This window comes from Mycobacterium sp. NGS34 (assembly GCF_059812845.1).
The window spans coordinates 16,762-40,777 of the sequence record NZ_JCALDM010000007.1 but is presented as its reverse complement, the minus strand read 5'-3'; the positions used below and the strand labels follow the sequence as shown (position 1 = coordinate 40,777).

Annotated in this window: 21 protein-coding genes and 1 tRNA gene; 10 read left to right on the top strand and 12 right to left on the bottom strand. The window is 71.4% G+C overall.

What is annotated here, in order from left to right:
• Positions 1–35: 35 nt before the first annotated feature.
• On the top strand, positions 36–1,055 hold the full coding sequence (locus tag AC5Y7V_RS18295; protein ID WP_499881457.1) for an iron-containing redox enzyme family protein: 1,020 nt from the start codon (positions 36–38) through the stop codon (positions 1,053–1,055).
• On the opposite strand, the gene AC5Y7V_RS18290 is transcribed toward AC5Y7V_RS18295, so the two are convergent.
• From AC5Y7V_RS18290 to selD, 8 genes are all read right to left on the bottom strand, one after another.
• Positions 1,052–1,246 carry a CDGSH iron-sulfur domain-containing protein gene (locus AC5Y7V_RS18290; protein ID WP_499881456.1) on the bottom strand — a complete coding sequence of 65 codons (195 nt, stop codon included), beginning with the start codon at positions 1,244–1,246 and terminating at the stop codon, positions 1,052–1,054. The genes AC5Y7V_RS18295 and AC5Y7V_RS18290 overlap by 4 nt on opposite strands.
• A complete protein-coding gene (locus AC5Y7V_RS18285; protein WP_499881777.1) occupies positions 1,243–1,926 on the bottom strand; it encodes a HemK2/MTQ2 family protein methyltransferase in 684 nt (227 codons plus the stop codon). Before AC5Y7V_RS18285 ends, AC5Y7V_RS18290 begins: the two co-directional genes overlap by 4 nt.
• Positions 1,927–2,034: 108 nt before the next feature.
• Positions 2,035–2,589, bottom strand: a complete 555-nt coding sequence (locus tag AC5Y7V_RS18280) for a type 1 glutamine amidotransferase domain-containing protein (RefSeq protein ID WP_499881455.1) — start codon at positions 2,587–2,589, stop codon at positions 2,035–2,037.
• Between the two features lie 208 nt (positions 2,590–2,797).
• Entirely contained in the window at positions 2,798–3,784 is a 987-nt protein-coding gene (locus AC5Y7V_RS18275; protein ID WP_499881454.1) for an LLM class F420-dependent oxidoreductase, read from the bottom strand.
• Positions 3,785–3,910: 126 nt separating this feature from the next.
• Complete coding sequence (gene nrfD / locus AC5Y7V_RS18270; protein ID WP_499881453.1) at positions 3,911–4,996, bottom strand: NrfD/PsrC family molybdoenzyme membrane anchor subunit; 1,086 nt, start codon at positions 4,994–4,996, stop codon at positions 3,911–3,913.
• Positions 4,993–5,955: a 4Fe-4S dicluster domain-containing protein gene (locus AC5Y7V_RS18265; RefSeq protein WP_499881452.1), complete on the bottom strand. Its 963-nt coding sequence runs from the start codon at positions 5,953–5,955 to the stop codon at positions 4,993–4,995. Before AC5Y7V_RS18265 ends, nrfD begins: the two co-directional genes overlap by 4 nt.
• On the bottom strand, positions 5,930–9,223 hold the full coding sequence (gene fdh, locus AC5Y7V_RS18260; RefSeq protein WP_499881776.1) for a formate dehydrogenase: 3,294 nt from the start codon (positions 9,221–9,223) through the stop codon (positions 5,930–5,932). Before fdh ends, AC5Y7V_RS18265 begins: the two co-directional genes overlap by 26 nt.
• 44 nt (positions 9,224–9,267) lie before the next feature.
• Positions 9,268–10,260: a selenide, water dikinase SelD gene (selD, locus tag AC5Y7V_RS18255; RefSeq protein WP_499881451.1), complete on the bottom strand. Its 993-nt coding sequence runs from the start codon at positions 10,258–10,260 to the stop codon at positions 9,268–9,270.
• Positions 10,261–10,287: 27 nt separating this feature from the next.
• Here selD and AC5Y7V_RS18250 point away from each other — a divergent pair.
• The 3 genes from AC5Y7V_RS18250 (at position 10,288) to AC5Y7V_RS18240 (ending at position 13,372) form a co-directional block, all read left to right on the top strand.
• A tRNA-Sec gene (locus tag AC5Y7V_RS18250) sits at positions 10,288–10,382 on the top strand.
• A gap of 18 nt (positions 10,383–10,400) precedes the next feature.
• Positions 10,401–11,690 carry an L-seryl-tRNA(Sec) selenium transferase gene (gene selA / locus AC5Y7V_RS18245; protein ID WP_499881450.1) on the top strand — a complete coding sequence of 430 codons (1,290 nt, stop codon included), beginning with the start codon at positions 10,401–10,403 and terminating at the stop codon, positions 11,688–11,690.
• Positions 11,678–13,372: a SelB domain-containing protein gene (locus AC5Y7V_RS18240; protein WP_499881449.1), complete on the top strand. Its 1,695-nt coding sequence runs from the start codon at positions 11,678–11,680 to the stop codon at positions 13,370–13,372. The genes selA and AC5Y7V_RS18240 overlap by 13 nt, the downstream gene beginning before the upstream one ends.
• Before the next feature lie 12 nt (positions 13,373–13,384).
• Here AC5Y7V_RS18240 and AC5Y7V_RS18235 read toward each other — a convergent pair whose 3' ends face one another.
• A complete protein-coding gene (locus AC5Y7V_RS18235; RefSeq protein WP_499881448.1) occupies positions 13,385–15,565 on the bottom strand; it encodes an FUSC family protein in 2,181 nt (726 codons plus the stop codon).
• A gap of 96 nt (positions 15,566–15,661) precedes the next feature.
• Positions 15,662–16,126: a GatB/YqeY domain-containing protein gene (locus AC5Y7V_RS18230; RefSeq protein WP_499881447.1), complete on the bottom strand. Its 465-nt coding sequence runs from the start codon at positions 16,124–16,126 to the stop codon at positions 15,662–15,664.
• On the opposite strand from AC5Y7V_RS18230, the gene AC5Y7V_RS18225 reads away from it, so the two are divergent.
• From AC5Y7V_RS18225 to AC5Y7V_RS18205, 5 genes are read left to right on the top strand one after another with little or no spacing between them, the layout of a single operon-like run.
• On the top strand, positions 16,125–17,516 hold the full coding sequence (locus AC5Y7V_RS18225) for a DUF7847 domain-containing protein (protein WP_499881446.1): 1,392 nt from the start codon (positions 16,125–16,127) through the stop codon (positions 17,514–17,516). The genes AC5Y7V_RS18230 and AC5Y7V_RS18225 overlap by 2 nt on opposite strands.
• A 12-nt stretch (positions 17,517–17,528) precedes the next feature.
• The gene (locus tag AC5Y7V_RS18220) at positions 17,529–18,182 is read left to right on the top strand and encodes a DUF4129 domain-containing protein (RefSeq protein WP_499881445.1); all 654 of its coding nucleotides are present in this window, start codon (positions 17,529–17,531) and stop codon (positions 18,180–18,182) included.
• A complete protein-coding gene (locus tag AC5Y7V_RS18215; protein WP_499881444.1) occupies positions 18,179–19,321 on the top strand; it encodes a DUF4350 domain-containing protein in 1,143 nt (380 codons plus the stop codon). The genes AC5Y7V_RS18220 and AC5Y7V_RS18215 overlap by 4 nt, the downstream gene beginning before the upstream one ends.
• Entirely contained in the window at positions 19,318–20,286 is a 969-nt protein-coding gene (locus AC5Y7V_RS18210) for an AAA family ATPase (RefSeq protein WP_499881443.1), read from the top strand. The genes AC5Y7V_RS18215 and AC5Y7V_RS18210 overlap by 4 nt, the downstream gene beginning before the upstream one ends.
• Positions 20,286–21,608 carry a DUF58 domain-containing protein gene (locus tag AC5Y7V_RS18205; RefSeq protein ID WP_499881442.1) on the top strand — a complete coding sequence of 441 codons (1,323 nt, stop codon included), beginning with the start codon at positions 20,286–20,288 and terminating at the stop codon, positions 21,606–21,608. The genes AC5Y7V_RS18210 and AC5Y7V_RS18205 overlap by 1 nt, the downstream gene beginning before the upstream one ends.
• A gap of 10 nt (positions 21,609–21,618) precedes the next feature.
• Here AC5Y7V_RS18205 and AC5Y7V_RS18200 read toward each other — a convergent pair whose 3' ends face one another.
• Positions 21,619–22,611, bottom strand: coding sequence for a stage II sporulation protein M (locus AC5Y7V_RS18200; protein ID WP_499881441.1), 993 nt, complete (start codon positions 22,609–22,611; stop codon positions 21,619–21,621).
• A 36-nt stretch (positions 22,612–22,647) separates the two neighbouring features.
• Here AC5Y7V_RS18200 and AC5Y7V_RS18195 point away from each other — a divergent pair, with 36 nt between their 5' ends.
• Positions 22,648–23,532 (top strand): RDD family protein, encoded by an 885-nt coding sequence (locus AC5Y7V_RS18195; protein WP_499881440.1) that lies wholly within the window; start codon positions 22,648–22,650, stop codon positions 23,530–23,532.
• Here the strand turns inward: AC5Y7V_RS18195 and AC5Y7V_RS18190 are convergent.
• Entirely contained in the window at positions 23,529–23,918 is a 390-nt protein-coding gene (locus AC5Y7V_RS18190) for a hypothetical protein (protein WP_499881439.1), read from the bottom strand. The genes AC5Y7V_RS18195 and AC5Y7V_RS18190 overlap by 4 nt on opposite strands.
• Positions 23,919–24,016: the final 98 nt, after the last annotated feature.

Genomic DNA, 24,016 nt, shown 5'->3' with positions numbered 1-24,016 from the left:
CGTTTGCCCGGCCCGATTCTCGGGTAGTCATCGGCGTGACTCGCGCATCAATCACGGTCGAGCCCGCCCTGCCGGCGGCGCATGGACCGCTGTCAACGGCCGTCCGCCACGCGCTGGCAGGACCGCCCGCACACGACAACCTGATGCGCATCGGCGCGTCCGTGCGGGACTCCGACCCGTTCGGCCTGGATCTGCAGCTCGCGCTGTGCATGTGCTACGAGCTGCACTACCGGGGTTTCGCGGGCGTCGATCCCGCCTGGGAGTGGAATCCCGCGCTGCTGCGGTTGCGCGCGGAACTCGAACGCGGGTTCCTGGCGGGGGTGCGACGCGACGTCGGTGCCATCGACCCCGCGCAGACGGCGCAAGCCGAAATGGAGGCGATTTCCGTCGAGCCCGTCGATGGTGACGGGCCGTCGTATTTCTTGCGCGACACGGGAAGCTGGCAGCAGATGCGCGAATACTTCGTACACCGGTCTCTGTATCACCTGAAAGAGGGCGACCCGCACGCGTGGGCGATCCCGCGGCTGATGGGCACCGCCAAAGCGGCCTTCGTGGCCGTCGAGTTCGACGAGTACGGCGCCGGCCAGGGCCCGCGCCTGCACCAGCAGCTCTTCGCCGACCTGTTGACCGCGGCCGGGCTGGACGCGACGTATCTCGGTTACCTCGACGCCGTCCCCGCGGAGGCGTTGGCCGTCGTGAATCTCATGTCGCTGTTCGGGTTGCACCGTCGGCTGCGTGGCGCCGCGATCGGGCATTTCGCCTCGACGGAGATCACCTCGCCGCCGGGGTCGCGGCGGATGGTGCAGGCCTTGCAGAGGATGGCCGCGCCACCGGCCTGCGTCGGCTTCTACAGCGAGCACGTCGAAGCCGACGCCGTCCACGAACAGGTGGTGCGCATCGACGTCGTCGGCGACCTCGTCGCCCGGGAACCGCACCTCGACCCGGACGTCGTCTTCGGGATCCGCGCGCACGCCGCGGTGGAAAACCGCCTGGCGGACAAGCTCATCGAGGCGTGGAAGCAGGGCCGGACGTCGCTGCGCAGGCCGGTGGACTAGGCCTGCCTCTTGACGCCCCGGCAGCGGCGATGGCTGGTGTCGCACAACGGATAGTCGTCGCTGCGCCGGCAGGTGCAGATCGCCACCATGAACCGGTCGGACTCGACGACGTCGCCGCCGGGGGTCTCCACCCTCACCGGCCCGGAAACCAGCACGGGCCCGCCCGCCACCACCTGCACCCGCGTGGTCATGGCTTGTCCGCCCGGATCACCACGAGCTCCTCTTCCCGGCGCCCGCGCGGGATGCGCCCGGTGTCCTCCAGCCAGTTGGCCCGCGCCGACATGACGGGACCGAACGGAATCCATTTGGACGCTATGACTTCGCCCCTCATGCCGGCCCATTTCAGGCGGTCCAGGGATTGCTGGACGCCCGCGATCGCCGAGTGCACGAGCAGCAGGGAACCGCCGTCGCACAGCAACTTTGGCGCCGATTCGCACAGCGGATCCAGGACCAGCCGCCCATCTGGGCCCGCGTCCCAGGCCCACGAGGGTCCGGCGCTCGCCCGGGCCGGCTCGCCGTCGGGCGGGGCCGGAACGTAAGGCGGATTGGCCACCACCACGTCGAACGGCGCCCAGTCGACGGCGTCGGTCCAAGACCCCTCGCGGACGTCCACCTCCACGCCGGCCAGATCGGCGTTGCGGCGCGAACAACGCACCGCGTGGGGGCAGGTGTCGCAGGCGGTCACGCTGGCACAACCCATCTCGGCCGCGGCGATCGCGACGAATCCGCTGCCCGTGCAAAGGTCGAGGAGCCGCCGTCCAGGGATGAGCGCGGTGTGGTGCATCGCGTCGACCAGCAATCGCGAATCCTCTTGGGGCCGGTACACGTTATGCGTAACCGAGATCGCCGGTTCTGGATAGGTCGTTGTCAACGTCGGCCTTTCGGTCATCCTGGTAGAGATCGCCGTGGCGAGCACGGCCTGACCTGTGTAATGCCCGCAAACTTGCGGGTTAAACGGTGCGGTCCCGATCAGCGACGGCTACCCGGCGGCGCCGTGGGCGAATTGCTTGATGATGGTGTCGCAGAACGCCGGCAGGTCCGACGGCGAGCGACTGGTGATCAAGTTGCCGTCGACCACCACCTCTTCGTCCACCACGTGCGCGCCCGCGTTGCGCAAGTCGGTGCGGATGCTGGGATACGAGGTCAGCGTGCGCCCCACGGCCACGCCGGCCTCTACGAGCGTCCACGGCCCGTGACAGATCGCGGCGACCGGCTTGCCGGAGACGACGAAGTCGCGGACGAACTTGACCGCGGCGTCGTCGAGGCGCAGCTTGTCCGGGTTCACCGTGCCGCCGGGGAGCACCAGGCCGCCGAATTCACCCACCGACGCGTCCGACACCGCGCGGTCGACGGGGAAAGTGCCCGCGGGCTCGAGATCGTGTTCGCGGGCCTGGATTTCGCCGGGCTTCAGCGACAGCACCTCGACCTGGGCGCCGGCCTGCTCCAGTGCCTCGCGTGGCTGTTCGAGTTCCACCTTCTCGACGCCGTCGGCCGCCAGAATCGCAATCTTTGTCCCTTGCAACTCATTTGACATCGCGATACCTCCTTCACGGGTGGAGGACGACTTTTGTGCAGCCGTCCCGCTTGTGGGCACAAACAGCAATAAAATTGCTGCTACACAGCGTTTTGCGGCTTTCCGCCAGCCCGGCCCCAGCCCCTTGTCGGTACGTCAAACTTCCGGTGGCAGCCCGATGCCCACGTTGGCACTCGGATACCCCGGCAGGATGGGCCCAAACTTGCCGTCAACCGGACGCATTGCGCAGAGCGTCGAGCAAAGGCTGGGCTGCTTCCTTGAGGAAGAGCTCCTGCGTCTCGCCGCCGATCTGGACGAGCGCGATGTCGGTGAACCCCGCCTCCCAGTAGGGGCGGACGGCCTCGACGATCACGTCCAGGTCGGGCCCACACGGGATGGCGTCGGCGACGTCTTCGGGCCGCACGAATTGGGTCGCGCCGGCGAAGCCGGCCGGAGTGGGCAGGTCGGCGTTGACCTTCCAGCCGCCGCCGAACCAGCGGAACTGGTCGTGCGCGCGCTGGATGGCGGTGTCGCGGTCCGGGTCCCAGGACACCGGGATCTGGCCGACCACCCGCCCGCCCCCGGCGAGGTTGGCGGCCTGGCGGGCGGCGTGCCACTCGCGGACGAGTTCCCCGTCCGGCTCCACGGCGATCAGGTGTTCGGCCAGCTTGGCGAACTTGTCGACGCCCTTCGCGCCGGACATCGCCACCCCGATGGCAACCGGAACGTCGGGCAGGTCCCACAGCCGCGCCGAGTCCACCTGGAAGTACTCGCCGCTGAAGTTCACCAGTTGGCCGCTGAACAGCTCGCGGATGACCTTGATGGCTTCGCGCAGCATGTCCTGCCGCCGCTCGACGGTCGGCCAGCCCCTGCCGACGACGTGTTCGTTGAGGTTCTCCCCGCTGCCCAGGCCGAGGGTGAACCGCCCGTCGGACAGGATCTGCACGGTGGCGGCCTGCTGCGCGACGATCGCGGGGTGATACCGCATCGTCGGACAGGTCACATAGGTGTAGAGGTCCACCCGTTCGGTGGCGTGCGCCACCGCGCCCAGCACCGCCCAGGCGTTCGGCGCGTGTCCCTGCGACATCAGCCAGGGCGAGAAATGGTCGCTGCACACCTCGAAGTCGAACCCGCGATCTTCGGCCGACATTGCATGCCGCACAAGGTCTTTGGGTCCACTCTGCTCGGTCATCAAAGTGTAGCCAAAATTCGTCATAGCGAACGGGGTACCCGGGTGTTCGCGGACGTAACGTCTTTACATTCGCGAGCCCAACCCCACTGCGAAAAACCGTGCCGAAACTCGCAGCCAGGTTCGGCTCGCGGGCGCTTGAGAGCTGAACCGCTAGTCCGCGGTGGTGATGGAGTCCCCGGTGACGCCGGCCGCCCGGCGCGCCGCAAGCCTGCGCTTCTGCGGCTCGATCGTGTAGCGGGGATCGCGGGTCGACTCCAGCCCCGCCTCGAAGAAGCCGAACCGCAGCATGGCCGACGCCGCCAGCAGCGCCACCCCCGACAGGGCGGCGACGCCGCGGTGCCGCCCGCCGAGCAACGCGCCCAAACCGCCTGCGGCGGCGAGCCATTCGCTGCCCGCCAGCAACCGTCCTGGCCTGCCGTGGTGCAGCGGTTCCCTGGTCACCGGGTCCATCCGGTGTTCGGTGAACCTGGCGGAGACCAGATCGCTCACCGCGCCGATGACGGCCAGCGTGCGGGCGGGCCCGGCCTCGGCGACCGGGGTGGTGATCATCGCCAATCCCGAGGCGGCCAGGCTCGCCGAGCTGGCGAACACGAACGGCAGGTCCCGGTATGCGGCGTTCCACGTCGGCGTGGCGGTGTCGCTGAGCAGCACCGCGGTGTAGACGGCAAGCGGTGGCGCGAGGACCGCGGCTTCCAGCCCGGCCGGTCCCTCGACGGCACGCAGGACGGGCCGCAACGGGCCCAGCGGGATTCGCGCGCCGGTCATCCGGTCGAGCTCGGAGACCGCGGCGACGCCGATCCCGGCGCTGAAGAGGCTCAGAATCCACGACCCGACGCTCATCGGCGAGGTCAGCTTGATCGTGCGCAGCATGTTGACGAAACGCTCGGGGCGGCCGAGGTCCTTCACCAGCGCGCCGGCGCCCAGCATCACCGCGATCAGGGCGGACAGCCTGGTGTTGCGGCGCAACTTGGCCCGGCCGGTGAGCTGGGCGCCGGCCGCCAGCAGGCCCGACCCACCGGCGACGCCGCCCAGGAACAGGTATGCCGCCACTTCGTGTCCCCAGGGCGCGGGCTTGACCACCGGGCGTCCGTAGTACGAGCCGAACTCCGCTTCGGGGACCATCGGCATCTCGCGCGACCCGTCGCCACCGCCCCTGCGCCCCTTGCCCTTTCCGTTGCGGCGCCGCCCGCCGGTCGGCTCGGGCGGGCGCACGCTGTCGAATTCCGAGGTGGTCACCTGTTCCTCCAGAACGCCAGCACCGCGGCGCCGAACATGCCGGCCGCGGCCAGGCCGGCCCGCTTGAACATCTCGGGCAGGTCGGCCGTGCACACCCGCGGGTCGGGCGGCAGGCCGTAGACCTCCGGCTCGTCGAGCAACAGGAAGATCGAGCCGGTGCCGCCCACGCCGTCGTGCTCGTTGGCGCCGTAGAGGCGGGCCTCCGTCAGCCCCTGGGCATGCAGCGCGGCGACCCGCTCGCGCGCCTTGACCACCAGGTCGTCGTGGTCGCCGAACTTGATCGATGTCGTCGGGCAGGTCTGGGCGCACGCCGGTGTCTGGTCCTCGACCAGGCGGTCGTAGCACAGGGTGCACTTCTGGGCCACCCCGGTGACGGGTTTCTCCCCCGGGGAGCCCGGCCGCTGAGCCGGCGTCGTGTACGTGCCGTCGCTGCGGCGCTCGACCACGCCGAACGGGCAGCCGGCGACGCACGTGCCGCATCCGTTGCAGACGTCGTCCTGCACGACGACGGTGCCGAACTCGGTGCGGAACAACGCGCCCGTCGGGCAGACGTCCAGGCAGCCGGCGTGCGTGCAGTGCTTGCACACGTCCGACGACATCAGCCAGCGGAACTCGGGAGTGTCGGGCGGGCTGATGTCCGGGGGTCCGGGGGCGGTGGGCATGCCCAAATCGATGAGGGCGCGGCCGGATTCGCGTGCCTCCTCGATGCGGTCGCGGCCCTGCTCGACGAACGCCACGTGCCGCCACGTGCTGGCGCCCAGCGCGCCGGTGTTGTCGTACGACGAGCCCAGCAGCTCCAGCTCGCCGTCCTGCGGGTTGCGGTTCCATTCCTTGCACGCCACCTCGCAGGCCTTGCACCCGATGCAGATCGAGGTGTCGGTGAAAAATCCCTTGCGCGGCCTGCGATCCGCCCATCCCGCGTCGCTGGCCGGGTCAGTGGGTCCGCTCAGCTGGCCCATCGGCTCCCCCTTCCCAGACGGCGTCGCTGACGGCCACATTGCCGGTCTCGGCGGTGGCCCCCGAGCGAGACTGGTATTCGGCGATCAGGCGCAGCAGTTCCTCGCCCTGCGGCCGGCGGCCGGGTTGGATGTCACACGACCCGGCCTTCGACTCCTGGATCTGCACATTGGGATCCAGTGTCACGCCGAGCAGGTCGTTGGCCGCGTCGCCGCTGACGACGGCGTCACTGCCGACGCCCCAGTGGTACGGCAACCCGATCTGGTGCACCGTGTGTCCGCCGATGACCAGCGGGGCCATCCGCTCGGTGATCAGCACGCGGGCCTCGATCGCCGCGCGCGGCGAAATGATCGTGGCCCACCCGTAGGGCTCGAGGCCGCGCTCGGCCGCCAGTTCCGGGGACACCTCGCAGAACATCTCCGGCTGCAGCTCCGACAGGTAGGGCAGCCACCGGCTCATGCCGCCAGCGGTGTGGTGTTCGGTGAGCCGGTAGGTGGTGAACACGTACGGGTACACGTCGGCCCCAGGTTCCCCGGCGCTGGGCGCGCTCAGGTTGTCCTTGCGCGGGAACGTGATTCGCGCCGGGTTTCGTTGCTGGGGGTACAGCGCGTTGGCGACCGGCGACTCCTGCGGTTCGTAGTGCGTGGGCAGCGGCCCGTCCAGCACGCCCTTCGGCGCGAACAGCCAGCCCTTGCCGTCGGCCTGCATGATGAACGGGTCGTCGCCGGCCAGCGCGTCAGGGCCGCCGGTGTCGGGGTCGGGCCGGGCGCCGGGCGCCCGGTCGGCGACGAAGTCGGGCACGTCATCACCAACCCATCGACCCAACGTTTCGTCCCACCAGACGTATCGCTTGCGCTCGCTCCACGGCCTGCCGTCGGGGTCGGCGGACGCGCGGTTGTAGAGGATCCGCCGGTCGGCGGGCCATGCCCAGCCCCACTCCGATTGGCTGGGCGACGCACCGCCGCGCGGCACCCGGCGCGCGGCCTGGTTGGTGGCGTTCGCGTACACCCCGGTGTAGATCCAGCAGCCGGCGGCGGTCGACCCGTCGGCGCGCAACTCGGTGTACGACGACAGGGGATCACCCGAGCCGACGTGGTATCCGTTGATTTCGGCCAGCACCGCCTCGCCGTCGGGGTCGCCGTGTTCGTCGGTCGGGTAGTCCCACGTCAGGTCCAGCAGCGGCCGGTCGCGCTCGTCGGTCGAGCCGGCGAGGCGCTGCCGGATCCGCTTGCCCAGTTCGTAGAAGAAGGCCAATTCGCTTTGGCAGTCGCCGGGCGGCTCGACCGCCTTGTGGCGCCACTGCAGCAGTCGCTGCGTCTGGGTGAACGATCCGGCCTTCTCCACGTGCGTCGCCGCGGGCAGGAAGAACACCTCGGTCTCGATGTCCTCGGTTTTCAGTTCGCCCGAGGCGATTTCGGGACCGTCCTTCCACCAGGTGGCCGACTCGATCAGGTTCAGGTCGCGGACCACCAGCCACTTGAGGTGGGACATGCCCAGCCGCTGCATCCGTCCGTGCGCCGAGCCGACGGCCGGATTCTGGCCCAGCAGGAAGTAGCCCTCCACCTCGTCGGCCAGCATCCCGGTGACGGTCTGGTAGGTGCCGTGCGGACCGGTCAGGCGCGGCAGGTAGTCGTACGCCCAGTCGTTGTCCGCGCGGGCCGCGTCGCCCCACCACGCCTTGAGCAGGCTGATCGCGTAGGTGTCGGCGTTGGCCCAAAAGCCTTTCTGCCGTTTGGATCCCACCGCGTCGAGGTAGTCGCGCAGGGTGTCGTGGGTCCCCGCCTTGGGCATCGGCAGGTATCCGGGCAGCAGGTTGAACAGCGTGGGAATGTCGGTGGAGCCCTGGATGCTGGCGTGGCCGCGCAACGCCATGATGCCGCCCCCGGGCCGGCCGACGTTGCCCATCAGCAGCTGCAAAATGGTTGCGGTGCGGATGAATTGGGCCCCGAGGGTGTGTTGCGTCCACCCGACGGCGTATGCGAAGCAGGTGGTGCGCTCGCGCCCCGAGTTATCGACGATGGCGCGCGCCAGGTAGTCGAAATCCTCGCGGCTGATGCCGCAGACGTCCCGGACCATCTCCGGGGTGTAGCGCGCGTAGTGCCGCTTGAGGATCTGGAATACCGTCCGCGGGTGCTCGAGGGTGTCGTCGCGCACCACCCGGGCATGCGCGAGCGGTGGTCCCCCGCTGCCATGCTGGTCACCAGCCGCGCGCGCCGACGCCTCGGCGCCGCCCTCGCCAACTTCGGGCTCGGAGCCGTCCGGCTCCTCGTACGCCCACGTCGACGTGTCGTACTGCCCCGTGTCGGGATCGAAGCCGGAGAACAGGCCGTTCAGATCCTCGGTGTCCCGGAACTTTTCGTTGATCAGGGTGGCCGCGTTGGTGTACGCCAGCACGTACTCCCTGAACCACAGGTCGTTGGCGAGCACATGGTTGATCAGCGCGCCGAGCAGGACCACGTCCGAGCCGGCCCGGATCGGGATGTGCCGGTCGGACACCGCCGAGGTGCGGGTGAAGCGCGGGTCGACGTGGATCACCCGGGCGCCCCGGGCCCTGGCCTCCTCCACCCACTGGAACCCGACCGGATGGCACTCGGCCATGTTGGAGCCCTGGATGATGATGCAATCGGCGTTGGCCATGTCTTGCAGTGATTGGGTGGCGCCGCCGCGCCCGAAGGAGGTTCCCAGACCGGGAACCGTTGAGCTGTGTCAAATGCGAGCTTGGTTCTCGATCTGGATCGCGCCGGCGGCGGTGAAAAGCTTCTTGATCAGATAGTTCTCTTCGTTGTCCAGCGTCGCGCCGCCCAGCGAGGCGATGCCCATGGTGCGGCGCAGCAGCTGCCCCTTCTTGTCGATGTCCTGCCAGGTGTGGCGGCGGGACTCCAGGAGGCGGTCGGCGATCATGTCGATCGCGGTGTCCAGTTCGAGCGGCTGCCATTCGGTGGCTCGCGGCGCGCGGTAGAGCACCTTCAGTTGGCGGCCGGGCGAGTTGACGAGTTGCTCGCTGGCGGACCCCTTGGGGCACAGCCGACCCCGCGAGATCGGCGAGTCGGGGTCGCCCTCGATCTGGACCACCCGCTCGTCCTTGACGTAGACCCGCTGCCCGCAGCCGACGGCGCAGTACGGGCACACGCTCTGCACGACCCGGTCGGCGGTGGCCGTGCGTGGGGCGATGGCGCGGGTGTGCCTGGAGGTCACCGCGGACCCTCGGCCGAGCTTGTCCCCCGAGCGCAACTGACGCAGCACCGGCCATTCCAAGAAGATCTTCCGCATAGCCACGCACCTACCCTAATGCGTCACACCAAAACCCCGCCCGCTCAGCGCACCACGATCGTGTGCTCACCGCGGGGCACCAGCTCGCCGATGACGGGTGCGCCGGGAATCTCGCCGGCGATCAGCAAACCGCCGGAGGTTTGCGCGTCGGCGAGCAGCAGGGCCTCGTCCTCACCGACGGCGGACAGGTCGGCGTGCGGCGCCACCCAGTCGAGGTTTCGCCGCGTGCCGCCGCTGACGTACCCGGCCGCCAGCGCCGCCCGCGCGCCCTCCAGATACGGCACCGCCGTGGCGTCGATCACGGCGGTGACGCCGCTGGCCCGCGCCATCTTGTGCAGGTGGCCCAGCAGGCCGAAACCCGTTACGTCCGTTGCGCATTCGACGCCCGCCGCCAGGGCCGCGGCGGCCGCGTCGGCGTTGAGCGTGGTCATCGCGTCGATCGCCTGCTCGAAGCGCTCGCCGGTGGCCTTGTGCCGGCTGTTCAGCACGCCGACGCCCAGCGGCTTCGTCAGCGACAGCGGCGTGCCGGGCTTGCCGGAGTCGTTGCGCAGCAACCGGTTCGGGTCCGCGATCCCGGTGACCGCCAGCCCGTATTTGGGTTCCGGGTCGTCGACGCTGTGCCCGCCGGCGAGGTGGCAGCCGGCCAGGCCGCACACGTCCAGCCCGCCGCGCAGCGTCTCGGCCGCCAGCTCGAACGGCAGCACTTCGCGCGGCCAGCCCAGCAGGTTCACCGCGACCACCGGGCGCCCGCCCATCGCGTACACGTCGGACAGCGCGTTGGTGGCCGCGATGCGGCCCCAGTCGTAGGCGTCGTCGACCACCGGGGTGAAGAAGTCCGTCGTCGCGATCAGCGCCGTGCCGCCCTCGAGGCGCACCACCGCCGCGTCGTCGCCGCTGTCCAGCCCGACCAGCAATTCGCCGAGCGGGTCGCGCGGCGCCGCCGACCCGAGTCCCCGGACGACGTCCTCGAGTTCACCAGGCGGGATCTTGCACGCGCAGCCGCCGCCGTGGGCGTACTGGGTCAGTCGATAAGCCACAGTTACATAATTGCTGGCATGGTCCGAGGAGGCGTGTCCGGTCTGGTGACCGGCGCGGTCTTCAAAACCGTCGAACGGCAGACGCTGCCGCTGGCGGGTTCGATTCCCGTCCGCCTCCGCCATACTCCGTCGGGCCTGACATGAGCGACGCGCGCCGGCGGGTGCCGGGCACCGACGTCCTGCTCGCCGATCCGCGCCTGGTCGAGGCGCAGCGCGTGCTGGGCCGGGCGCTGGTGAAGTCGGTGATCGTCGAGGCGCAGCGACGGGCCCGCGCCGGGGAGATCGAGCCCGAGCGCGTCGCCGAGCACGCCGTCGCCGCCCTTCCCGCCACCGCGTCGAGCCTGCGTCCCGTCGTCAACGCCACCGGCGTCGTCGTGCACACCAACCTGGGCCGGGCGCCGCTGTCGCGGGCCGCCGTCGACGCGGTGGTCGCCGCGGCCGGGACGACGGACGTCGAGTTCGACCTGGCGACGGGCCGGCGCGCGCGCCGCGGCCGGGGGGCGCTGGCCGCCCTGGCCCGGGCGGTGCCCACCGCGGGCGGCGTGCACGTGGTCAACAACAACGCCGCCGCGCTGCTGCTGACCGCGCTGACGCTGGCCCCCGGCAAAGAGATCGTGCTCAGCCGCGGCGAGCTGGTCGAGATCGGCGACGGCTTCCGCATCCCCGAGCTGCTGGCGTCCACCGGTTCGCGGCTGCGCGAGGTCGGCACCACCAACCGCACCAGCCTGCGCGACTACGCCGACGCGATCGGGCCCGACACGGGTTTCGTGCTGAAGGTGCACCCGTCCAACTTCCACGTCACCGGGTTCACGTCGGCCGTCGACGTCACGCAGTTGAAAGACCTGGGCGTGCCGCTGGTTGTCGACATCGGCTCCGGGCTGCTGGCGCCGCACCCGGTGCTGCCCGACGAGCCCGACGCCACGTCGATGCTGCGCGACGGCGCCAGGCTGGTCACCGCGAGCGGCGACAAACTGCTCGGGGGTCCGCAGGCCGGCCTGCTCCTCGGCGACGGCGAGCTCATCGAGCGGCTGCGCCGCCATCCCGCCGCGCGCGCCCTGCGCGTGGATAAGCTCACCCTCGCCGCGCTGGAGGCGACGCTGACCGGCCCGCCGCCGCCGGTGGCCGAGGCGCTGGGCGCCGACGTGGCGCGGCTGCGGGCCCGCGCCGAATCCCTCGCCGCGCAGCTGCCCGAGCACGTTGGAGCGGTGGCGGTCGACTGCGTCGCCGCCGTCGGGGGCGGGGGTGCGCCGGGCGTCGAGCTGCCCAGCGCCGCGGTGAGCCTGCCCGAGTCCTACGCCGCCGCGCTGCGCGCCGGCAGCCCGCCGGTCGTCGGCCGCCTGGAATCCGGCCGCTGCCTGCTCGACCTGCGCACGGTGGCACCCGAGGACGACGGGCTGCTGGCGGCGGCGGTGCGGGCGTGTTCGTCGTAGCCACCGCCGGACACGTCGACCACGGCAAGTCCACCCTGCTGCAGCGGCTCACCGGCATGTGGCCGGACCGGCTGGCCGAGGAGCGGCACCGGGGCCTGACCATCGACCTCGGCTTCGCGTGGACCGAAATCGGCGGCCGTCAGGTCGCGTTCGTCGACGTGCCCGGCCACGAACGGTTCGTCGCGAACATGCTCGCGGGCGTCGGCCCGGTACCGGCCGTCCTGTTCGTCGTCGCCGCCACCGAGGGCTGGATGCCGCAGTCCGAGGAACACCTGTCGGCGCTCGACGCCCTCGGGGTCCGGCACGGGCTGCTGGTCATCAGCAAGGCCGACCTCGCCGACCCCGGCCCGGCCGTCGAGCGGGCGCGCGAACGCTTCGCCGCCACCTCGCTCGGCGACGTGCCCGTCGCGATCGGCACCGACCTCGAGCGGGTGCGCGCGGGGCTGGCGGCGCTCATCGACCGGCTGCCGCCACCGGACCGCGACGCGGACGTGCGGCTGTGGGTCGATCGATCGTTCACCGTCCGCGGTGCCGGCACGGTGGTGACCGGAACGCTGGCGGCCGGCACGATCCGGGTGGGCGACGAGCTGGAACACGCCGGCCGGCGCGTCACGGTTCGGGGGCTGCAATCGCTGGGCCGCGACCAGACCGCGGTCGGCGCGGTGGCGCGCGTCGCGCTGAACCTGCGGGGCGTGGACCGCCACGACATCGGCCGCGGGGACACCGTTCGCACGCCGCGCGTGTGGCTGGACACCGCGGAGATCGACGTCGGCCTGCGCTCGGCCGGCGCGCTGCACCGCCAGCTGGTGCTGCACGTCGGGTCCGCGGCCGTGCCGGTCCAGGTGCGCCCGCTGGGGACCGCCGCGGCGCGGTTGCGCCTGGCCGGGCCGCTGCCGTTGCGGGTCGGAGACGTCGGGCTGCTGCGCGATCCCGGTGAGCACCGGATCGCGGCCGGCATCGAGGTGCTCGACGTCCGGCCGCCCGGGCTGCGCCGCCGGGGCGCGGCGGCCGAGCGCGCCGCCGAGCTGGCGACCGGCCGGGCCCGTCCCCCCGACTGCGCGCGGGCGAGCGAACTGCGCGCCATGGGCCTGCCGGCGCGGGGGCAGCGGGTGGGCGACTGGGTGGTGGACCCGCGGTGGTGGGCGGAGCGGCGCGACCGTGCGACCGCCGCGGTGCGGCAGTGGGCGGACGACCATGACGTCGCCGCGGGCATGCCGCTGGAGACGCTGCGGCAGCGCGCCGGGCTGCCCGCCGCGGAACTGCTCCCGCCGCTGCTCGCCGGCACCGAGCTGGAGGTCGCCGACGGGTTGGTCCGTCCGCCCGGTGCGGGCCTGCCGCCTCGCGTCGACAAGTCGGTGCGTGCGATCGAGGAATGGCTGGCCGCCGAGCCCTTTCGCGCACCGGAGGCCGACGAGCTGGCCGGCCTCAAGCTCGGCCCCCGCGAGCTGGCCGCCGCGGTGCGCGCCGGGCGGCTGACCCGGATCGCCGACGGTGTGGTGCTGGGTCCCGACGCGTTCGACCGGGCGGCCGGTGTCCTGGCCCAGCTGCCGCAGCCGTTCACCGTCAGCGAGGCCCGCCGCGCGCTGGGCACCACCCGCCGGGTCGCCGTGCCATTGCTCGAGCGGCTCGACGACCGGCGCGTCACCAGACGGGCAGGCGACGGCACCCGGACCATGACCTGATCCGGCCGCGAATCACTGGGCAGCGGAAGTCGTTGCGGGAGAGTCGCTTCCGTATTCGACGGCCGAAACCAGCTCGAGTTGGGCGAGGTTGGCCGCCACCGTGACGAGAGGCTGCGCGGCGTCGGCCGCGTCGTCCCGCCCGCCCGCCTCCGCGCGCAGCGCCCGCGCGAATTCCGCGGCCATCTGACGGCCCGTCGCGGTGTCGCGCCCGCAGATCTGGTTGGCGGCGAACTCCAGGTGGGCGTCCAGCAGCGCCCGGGTGGACGGGAAGGCCCCGGCCGGCGGCAGCGCCCTGATGTCGGCGATGATGTCCGCCGTCAGCCGCACCCAGGTAGCCCGGTTCGCCGCCCGCACCACCGGGCTGCGCAGGTTGGCACCGTTGCCGGTCTCCGAAAGATAATGGCGCACAGCGTCATCCACCCTTCGGCTGCCGACCACCGCGTCGTGACTGAGGGCGGCGAGGTAGGCGTCGTCGGCCTCGTCCGGCCCCTGCGGGCGGGTGTGGGTGACGCGCAGCACGGCGGCCTGCAGATAGCGCACGTTGACGTCGCGCGCGGCATCGATCAGGGCGGACACCGCGGCCGTCGCCCCCCTGGGCCACAGCAGCAGCGACACCCCCATGCCCACCGCCGCGCCCACGGCGACGTCCTCGACGCGAACCAGTCCGATGCGCCAGCCGGTGGGGATCGTCAGGCCGAGGATGATCAACAGATTCAACGCGCCCATCGCCTGCACGGCGGTCAGGGAAACGAAACGCGGCAGGTAGGTCGCGCCGAACACCGTCACCGGCATCAGCAGCCACAGCACCAATGGTTCGGCGCCGACGGCGGCCAGCAGCAACCCGCCGAGGATGATGCCCAAGGCCGTGCCCATCACGGCCTGCACCACCCGGGTGCGGGTGCACAGCGCGCTGCTGCTGAGCACCAGCATCGTTCCCACCACGACCCAGAAGCCGCGGTCGAGCAGTTGCAGATGGGTGACGGCGACGGCCAGCGCCAACCCGACGCCCATGCGCAGGCCGTTGTGCGCCGCCACGGAACGGGTGGTCAGAAACGAGCTGACGATCGCCGTGCCGGCTACGGTCTCCGGCGACAGCCGGTCGGCGAAGCCGGTGGGCGGCAGTTGCAGTCCCAGGGCCCGCGCCCACACCGGTCGGGCATCGGCCGTCGCCGCGGCCGCGATGACCCGGCCGGTCAGGCTGACCGTTGCCGCGACCACCCGGCAGGTCAGCAGCCGCTCGCCGATCGCGGCCGCCGCCGCGTCGTCCGGGGCGTCCAGGATCAGCACCACGTGGTCGCGATAGGCGCCCCGCGCGTGCGAGCGCAGTTCGGGCAGCGCCCGGTCCAGCGCGGCGCGATTGGCGGCGAGTTGGCCCGATTGCGACGCGTCGAGCAGGCGGGCGCAGCAGCGTAGGACGTCGACGGCCGGCGGTTGGACCGGCCCCAGCATCGATCCCGCGTCGTCGTTGACGAGACCGACCGCCAGTTCAAGAAAGTCGACGAGGCGAACCAGCGCGCGGCTGCCCGCGCTCAGGCCGACCGGCCGGAAGTTGGCCGCCATGAAGTTGGTCCGCAGCGCATCCATCGCCTCGGACACTTCCGCGGCCGAGCCGACGCCGTCGATCCGATCGGCCAGCGTCGCGCACACTTTCGCGGCCCGGCGGCGCAGTTCGCCGTACTGCCGCGGGGGAAGGAGGAACAGGGCCGCCGGCACGCACAGCGCCAGCGCGATCACCCAGCCCAGCAGCCGCTCGTGGATCGGGCCGCCCGGGGTGCAGACCGGCCAGATGTAGAACAGCAGGGTCGCGCGCTGGCCGGCCGACATCGTCGCGCTGAGCATGCCGGCCAGGACCACCGCCACGCCGAGGAGAAACGTCAGCGTCACCGCCAGCCAGGCGACGGGCGCCACCAGCGTGCCGACGGTGATCAGGACGAAACCGTTGACGGCCAGGCCGAGGTAGGCCACCGCGCGCTGCTGGCGGTTGCCCGGAAATTCGGTGACCACCAGCAGCCAGAAAGCCCCGAGCAACGCGTACAGCGGCACCACCATGCCGCCCACGACGACGAAGGCGAACCCGGCCGTGAACGGCACCATGATCGCCGCGCGCACGGCGCGGCGCAGCGCGTCGCGCTCCGGATCCTTGGTGCGCAACACCCGCAACACGCGCCGGACCGGCGAGACCCAGGTCAGCATGACTGGATGATAGGGCCGTCGCCCTGAGGCGGTCGCGTCGAACTTTGGGCGCCGCGCCCAGACGCCCGATCCCCCAGCGACACAAGGCGATTGGCCCTACAGGCGCTCCTTCACCGCGGCCGACAGCCGCGCGCCGTCGGCCTTTCCCGCCGCGATCGTGGTGGCCGCCTTCATCACCATCCCCATCTGCTTGGGGCCCGGCCGTTCGCCGATCTCCTCGGCGACCTGGGCGATCGCGGTGTCCGCGACGTCGGCGAGCTCGGCCTCGGTGAGCGGCGTGGGCAGGTACTCGTCGATGATCCGCGCCTCGGCGTGCTCGTTGGCGGCGAGCTCGCCGCGGCCGTTCTGGGTGTAGATTTCGGCCGCCTCGCCGCGCTTGCGCGATTCGCGGGCCAGCACCTTGATGACGTCGTCGTCGGTGAGCTCGCGCGCCTGCTTGCCGGACACCTCCTCGGTCTGGATCGCGGCCAGCAGCATGCGCAGGGTCGCGGTTCGCAACTTGTCTTGGGCCTTCATCGCCTGGGTGAGGTCGGTCCGCAGCCGGGATTTCAGTTCCGCCATGGCCCAGACGCTACGCGCCGCGGCGCCGGGCAAGATTGAGAAATGCCCGGACCGCCGACAGGATGGAGCCCATGATCAACGACGGGCCCGGCCGCAAACCCGGTTATGCAGGCCTAAACGGCCTCGAAGGCCGTACCGCACGGTGAACGCGCTGCCGCCGCCCGGTTATCCGGGGTACCCGCCGCCCGGCCAATACGCTCCGGCCGGCTACCCGCCGGTCGCGTATGGCCCACCGCCCGGCTACGGCCCACCGCCCGGCTACGGCCCGGCGCCCGGCTACGGCCCACCGCCGGGTTACGGCCCGCCGCCCGGTTACGGCCCGCCACCGGGTTACGGGCCGCCGCCCGGATACGGCGCCCCACCGCCCGGATACGGCGCCCCACCGGGATACGGCCCGCCGCAGTTGGTGCCCGGGGCGCTCAAGCCGGGGATCATCCCGCTGCGGCCCCTGACTCTCAGCGACATCTTCAACGGCGCGGTCGGCTTCATCCGGGCCAACCCCAGGGCGACGCTGGGGCTGACCGCGATGGTGGTCGTGGTCATGCAGCTCATCTCCATGCTCGCGGCGTTCGGCCCGTTGGCCGCCTACGGCAGGATCACCGTCGCGCGCTCCAGCGAGCTCAGCGGCGGCGTCGTCGGCGCGTGGCTGGGCTCGATGGCGGCGGGGATGGTGGTCACCTGGCTCGGCGGGATGCTGCTGTCCGGCATGCTCACCGTCATCGTCGGGCGGGCGGTGTTCGGATCGCCGATCACGATCGGCGAAACCTGGGTCAAGATTCGGGGGCGGCTGCTCTCGTTGCTCGGGCTGGCGCTGCTGGAAGGTGTCGCGGTGGCGGCCATTTTCGGGCTGGTGGCGGTGATCATCGCGCTGTTGGCGGTCGCTGGCGCCCCGGCGCTGGCGGTCCTCTTCGGCCTCCCGCTGGTGCTCGCGGCGATCGTGGCGCTGGTCTACCTCTACACCATGGTGTTGTTCGCGCCGGTGCTGATCGTGCTGGAGCGGCTGCCCGTCATGGAGGCGATCACCCGCTCGTTCCGGCTGATCCGTGGCGGCTTCTGGCGAGTGCTGGGGATCCGGACCCTGACGTTCATCGTCGCATCGTTCATCGGCAACGCCGTCGCGCTGCCGTTCAGCATCGTCGGCCAAGTGTTTCTCATCAGCGGCGGCGCCCCGTCCACCGGCGGGCTGCTGCTGAGCAGCGCGATCGCATCGGTCGGGTCGGCGATCGGCCAGATCATCATCGCGCCCTTCAACGCCGGGGTCATCACGCTGCTCTACACCGACCGCCGCATGCGGGCCGAGGCGTTCGACCTGGTGCTGCAGACGGGCGCAGCGGGCGGGCCCTACGCGGGCGCGTCCACCGACAACCTCTGGCTGACCCGGCCGGTTTAGGACCAGCGCACAGTGCCTTCCATCGACATCGACCGCGATGCCGCCCATCAGGCCGCACAGATAGAGCTGGGCAAACCGATCTATACGAAAGGTTCGGCGGCCCAACAATTCGCCGAGTGGGTCAACGAACTGATCTACCGGCTGCTGGACAAGACCGCCTCGATACCGGGCGGCTGGTTCACCACCAGCGTGCTGCTCATCCTGGTGGCGATCGCGGTCGTGGTCGCCGTCCGTATCGCACGACGCACCATGCGCACCAACCGCGGCGGCGACTACCAGCTGTTCGAGGCCGCCCAGCTCACCGCGGCGCAGCATCGCGCCACCGCCGAAAGCTATGCCGCGCAAGGCGATTGGTCCGCAGCGATTCGGCATCGGCTGCGCGCCGTCGCGCGCCAACTCGAGGAGACCGGCGTGCTGGAACCGGCCCCGGGCCGCACCGCCAACGAGCTGGCCTCCGACGCCGGCGCGGCGCTACCGCACCTGGGCAGCGAACTGTCCGAGGCCGCAACGGCATTCAACGACGTGACCTACGGCGAGCGGCCCGGAACCGAGGCCGCCTATCGAATGATCGCCGCCCTCGACGACCATCTGCGGTCGCGCTCGGCCGCCGCGGCGCCGGCGACGGACCGGCCCGAGGCCACCGACTCCTGGGCGCAGGTCCGATGACGACGACGCGTCCGGCGGCGGCAATGCCGTTGCGGCGGTGGCGAACGTGGGCCTGGGCGGTCCTCATCATCGTCGCGCTCGCCGTCATCGCCGGTATCAGCGCCTACCTGACGGCACCGCGGCCCGGCGCCCGGATGGATCCGAAATCGACCGAGCCGGACGGGGCGCGCGCGCTCGTGACGCTGCTGCGCGACGGCGGCGTCGAGGTGGTGGTGGCCGACACCGTCGCCGATGTCGAGCGCGCGGCGCGACCGGGCACGCAGATCCTGGTGGCGCAGAGCCAATACCTCACCGACACCGTGCTGCTGGACCGGCTGGGCCACGCCCCCGGCGATCTGCTGCTGGTGGAGCCGACGGTGCGCGCGCGGGAGGCACTGATGCCGGGAATCCGCATGTCGGCCGGCAGCACGTCATTCGACAAGAACCCGAATTGCTCGCTGCGAGAGGCGAATCGCGCCGGAACGGTGCGATTCGGGCCCAGCGAAACCTACCGCGCCACCGACCGCCGGGACATGACGAGCTGTTACGACGGGATCCTCGTCCGCTACCGCGACGACGGGCGGACGGTCACGGCCGTCGGCAGCACCGACTTCATGACCAACGGGAGCCTGCTGCAGGCGGGTAATGCCGCGCTGGCGATGAACCTTGCGGGCGCGCGGCCCCGGCTCATCTGGTACGCGCCCCACCGCATCGAAGGCGAAACGTCTTCCCCCGCATCGATTTCCGACCTGATCCCGGAAAACGTGACCTGGATCGTCTGGCAACTGTGCCTGGTCGTGCTCCTCGTCGCCCTGTGGAAGGGCCGCCGGCCGGGCCCGCTGGTCGCCGAGGAACTGCCCGTCGTGGTGCGCGCGTCGGAGACCGTCGAGGGCCGCGGCCGGCTCTACCGGTCCCATCGGGCCCGCGACCGCGCCGCCGCGGCGTTGCGCACCGCCACGGTGCAGCGGCTGCTGCCCCGCCTCGGCCTCGGCCCGGGCGCGCCGGCACCCGCGGTGGTGGCGACCGTGGCCCGACGCTGCGGCGCGGACCCAGGATTCGTTTCCTACCAGCTGTTCGGGCCACCGCTGGCCACCGACAACGACCTGCTACAACTTGCCCGTGCGCTCGACGACATCGAAAGGCAGGTCACACGAACGTGACGCAAACACAAATCCCCGGCGCTGAGTCGGCGCGCGAATCGCTGCTGGCGTTGCGGGCCGAGCTCGCCAAGGCCGTCGTCGGGCAGGAGGGGGTGGTCAGCGGCCTGGTCATCGCGTTGTTGTGCCGCGGCCACGTGCTGCTGGAAGGCGTTCCGGGAGTGGCGAAGACGCTGCTGGTGCGGGCGATGTCGGCCGCCCTGCAACTGGAGTTCAAGCGGGTGCAGTTCACCCCCGACCTGATGCCCGGCGACGTCACCGGCTCGCTGGTGTATGACGCGCGCACCGCCGCGTTCGTGTTCCGGCCGGGCCCGGTGTTCACCAATCTGCTGCTGGCCGACGAGATCAACCGAACCCCGCCGAAGACTCAGGCCGCGCTGCTCGAGGCGATGGAAGAGCGTCAGGTCAGCGTCGAAGGCGAGGCCAAGCCGCTGCCCGACCCGTTCATCGTTGCCGCGACCCAGAACCCGATCGAATACGAGGGCACCTATCAGCTGCCCGAGGCCCAGCTGGATAGGTTCCTGCTCAAACTGAATGTGACGCTGCCGTCGCGCGACGCCGAGATCGCCATCCTCGGCCGGCACGCGCACGGCTTCGATCCCCGCGACCTGTCGGAGATCAACCCGGTGGCCGGGCCGGAGGAGCTCGCGGCCGGACGCAAGGCGGTGCAACAGGTCCTGGTCGCCGACGAGGTGCTGGGCTACATCGTCGACATCGTCGGCGCCACCCGCTCATCGCCCGCCCTGCAGCTGGGCGTGTCGCCGCGCGGGGCGACGGCGCTGCTGGCCACCGCGCGGTCGTGGGCGTGGCTGTCGGGCCGCAACTACGTCACTCCCGACGACGTGAAGGCCATGGCCCGCCCGACGTTGCGACACCGGGTCATGCTGCGCCCCGAGGCCGAGCTCGAAGGGGCGACGCCCGACGGCGTGCTCGACGGGATCCTGGCGTCGGTGCCGGTGCCCCGCTAGTGATCCTGACTGGGCGCACCGGGCTGCTGGCGCTGATCGGCGTCCTGCCCATCGCGGTATCGCCCTGGCCGACAAGGGCTTTCGTGATACTGTTCGTGTTGCTGGCGACCTTGGTGGTCGTCGACGCCGCGCTGGCGGCCAGTACCCGCGCGTTGCGCTATACCCGCACACCGGACTGCTCGGCCCGGCTCGCGCAGCCGGTGACGATCGGCCTGCAGGTGCACAACGGCGGACGTCGGCGGTTCCGCGGGCAGATCCGCGACGCCTGGCCACCCAGCGCGTGCGCCGAGCCGCGGACTCACGCCGTCAACATCGCGGCCGGGCAGGCGCATCCGCTCGAGACCCGGCTGCGCCCGGTTCGTCGCGGCGACCAGCGCGCCGCCGCGGTGACGGCGCGATCGATCGGGCCGCTGGGGTTGGCCGGGCGGCAGGGTTCGCGGCCGGTGCCGGGTCAGGTCCGGGTATTGCCGCCCTTCCTGTCGCGCAAGCACCTGCCGTCGCGGCTCGCCAAGCTGCGTGAGATCGACGGGCTCCTGCCGACGCTGATCCGCGGGCAGGGAACCGAATTCGATTCGCTGCGCGAGTATGTCGTCGGCGACGACGTGCGCTCGATCGACTGGCGCGCATCCGCCCGGCGTGCCGACGTGGTGGTCCGCACCTGGCGACCCGAGCGTGACCGGCGCGTGGTGATCGCGCTCGACACCGGGCGCACGGCGGCGGGTCGCGTCGGCGTCGACCCGACCGCGTCCGACCCGGCGGGGTGGCCCCGGCTGGACTGGGCGATGGACGCCGCACTGCTGCTGGCCGCGCTCGCATCGCGGGCCGGCGATCACGTCGACTTCCTCGCCCACGACCGGGTGAGCCGGGCCGGCGTGTTCGGCGCGTCGCGCACCGAGCTGCTCGCCCAGCTGGTGGACGCGATGGCCCCGCTGCAGCCGGCGCTCGTCGAATCCGATTGGCGCGCAATGGTTGCCACCATCCTGCGGCGCACCCGGCGACGGTCGCTAGTCGTGCTGCTGACCGACCTCAACGCGACCGCCCTGGACGAGGGCCTGCTGCCGGTGCTGCCGCAGCTGTCGGCCAAACATCACGTGATGATCGCCGCCGTCGGCGACCCGCGCGTCGACCAGATGGCCGCCGGGCGCTCGGACCCCGCCGCCGTCTACGACGCGGCGGCCGCCGAACGGTCCCGCAACGATCGCGGCGCGATCGCGACGCGGCTGCGGCGCGGCGGGGTGGAGGTCGTCGACGCCCCGCCCACCGAGATCGCGCCCGCGCTCGCCGACCGCTATCTGGCGATGAAAGCCACCGGGCGACTGTAACTTTCGCGGCTCAGCCGGTGGGCACCACGTCGGGCGCGTCTTCGGTGTCGCCGGTCTCGCCGGCCTTCGCCGCGCGCCGACCGAAATACACGATGTAGGACAGGAATGCGGCCTCGGCGATGATCCCGATGCCCACCCGGACGAACGTCGGCAACGGTGACGGCGTCACCAGCGCCTCGATCAGCCCCGAGACCAGCAGCACACCCACCAGCCCGACGGCGACCGACACGACGCCGCGGCCCTGTTCGGCGAGGACCTGTCCGCGGGGGCGGTCGCCCGGCGAAATCACCGACCAGCCCAGCCGCATCCCCGTTGCGCCCGCGAGGAATACCGCCGTCAGCTCCAGCAGCCCGTGCGGGATCAACAGGCCCAACAGGATGCCGCCCTTGCCGGCCTGGAACATCAGCCCGGCGATCAGCCCGAGGTTGGCGGCGTTGTTGAACAGGATGATCGGGATCGGCAGGCCCAACACGACCGACATGGCGATGCATTGCGCCGACACCCAGGAGTTGTTGACCCAGATCTGCAGGGCGAACGCGGCGGCCGGGTGCTCGCTGTAGTACGACGCGACATCGTGGTTGACCAATTCGTCGATGTCGCTTGGCGTTCCGAGGGCGGACTGCACCTCCGGGTTCCCGGCCACCCACATCGCGATGATGACCACGACGGCGAAAAACGCGACCGCCGTGCCCAACCACCACCGCCAGGTGCGATACGCAACCACCGGGAACGACACCGTCCAGAAGCGGACGAACGTACTGCTCAGCGGGGCATGGGCACCCGTCACGACGGAGCGGGCGCGCGCGACCAGGCTCGACAGCCGGCCGATCAGCAGCGAATCCGAGGACGCCGACCGCAACATCGACAGGTGGGTGGAGACCCGCTGGTAAAGCTCGACGAGTTCGTCGACCTCGCCGCCACTCAGCGACCGGCGCCTCTTGACCAACTGGTCGAGGCGGTCCCACGTACCGCGATGGGTCAGCACGAATGCGTCGACGTCCACCCTGCGCAGCCTAATCGGCCTGTACCGTTCGGTGTTATGTCGGAGGTGGTGACCGGGGACGCCGTGGTGCTCGACGTGCAGATCGCCCAGTTGCCGGTGCGGGCGGCCAGCGCGCTGATCGACATCACGGTGATCTTCATCTGCTACGTGCTCGGCATGATGCTGTGGGCGGCCACCCTCACCCAGTTCGACACCGCGCTGAGCACGGCCGTCCTGCTCATCTTCACGGTGCTGGTGATCGTCGGCTACCCGTTGGCGTTCGAAACCGCCACGCGGGGAAGGTCGGTGGGCAAGATCGCGATGGGCCTGCGGGTGGTGTCCGAGGACGGCGGCCCAGAACGCTTCCGGCAGGCGCTGTTTCGGGCGCTGGCGTCGGTGGTGGAGATCTGGATGCTCGCGGGGAGTCCCGCGGTCATCTGCAGCATCTTCTCACCCAAGGGCAAGCGCATCGGCGACGTCTTCGCCGGCACCGTCGTCGTCAGCGAGCGCGGCCCCCGGCTGAGCCCGCCGCCGGTGATGCCGCCGTCGCTGGCGTGGTGGGCGTCCTCGCTGCAGCTGTCGGGGCTGGGCGCCGGCCAGGCCGAGGTCGCGCGGCAGTTCCTGTCCCGCGCTTCGCAACTCGATGGTCAGCTGCGACTACAGATGGCGTACCGGATCGCGGGCGACGTCGTGTCGCGCATCGCACCGCCGCCACCGCCCGGCGCCCCGCCGGAGTTGGTGCTCGCGGCGGTGCTCGCCGAGCGCCATCGCCGCGAACTGGCCCGGCTGCAACCCCAGCTGCAACCCCAGCCGCCCACGATGCCCCCGGCTGGCCCGTGGCCGGCGCCGGCGCCGGCCCCGCCGCCCGTGCCGTGGCCGCAGCAATCCCAACAGCAGCGGGCCCCGGAGCCGGATCCCGGCGGCTTCGCCCCGCCGGGCTAGCCGGAGACGGCCGCCGCCATCAGCGCGACGTCGGCGACCAGCAGCGCCCAACCGACCAGCGGAACAGCGATTCCGCCGCGGCGCTTTGCGGTGAAGAACGAGATGAGAAGGACGACAAACGCCACCACGGGTGCGCCGTAGAACGCGACACCGAAGTCGATGCCGCCGCGGCCCAGGTTGGGACAACTGCGGTCGCTGCATCCGTCGGTGCTCATCACCGCGCCGAGCGCGAAGAGCATCACGATGGCCGCGGCGGGCACCGTCGCCAGCGCCAACCCCCAGTTCACCCACGGCCACGCGCCGCGGCCCCGGGCGTCGTCGCCCCGGGTGGGCTCGGCCGCGCTCTGCGTTCCGCCGCCGATCGTCAGGTTGTTGTCAGCGTTCATCCCTCAGGTCCTACCCGCCGTCCGCGGGATGCAAACCGCGCGGCGCCGGCGACGCGAAATTCATTTTCCCCAGGTCAGCGCGGTTTCGGCGCGCCCGG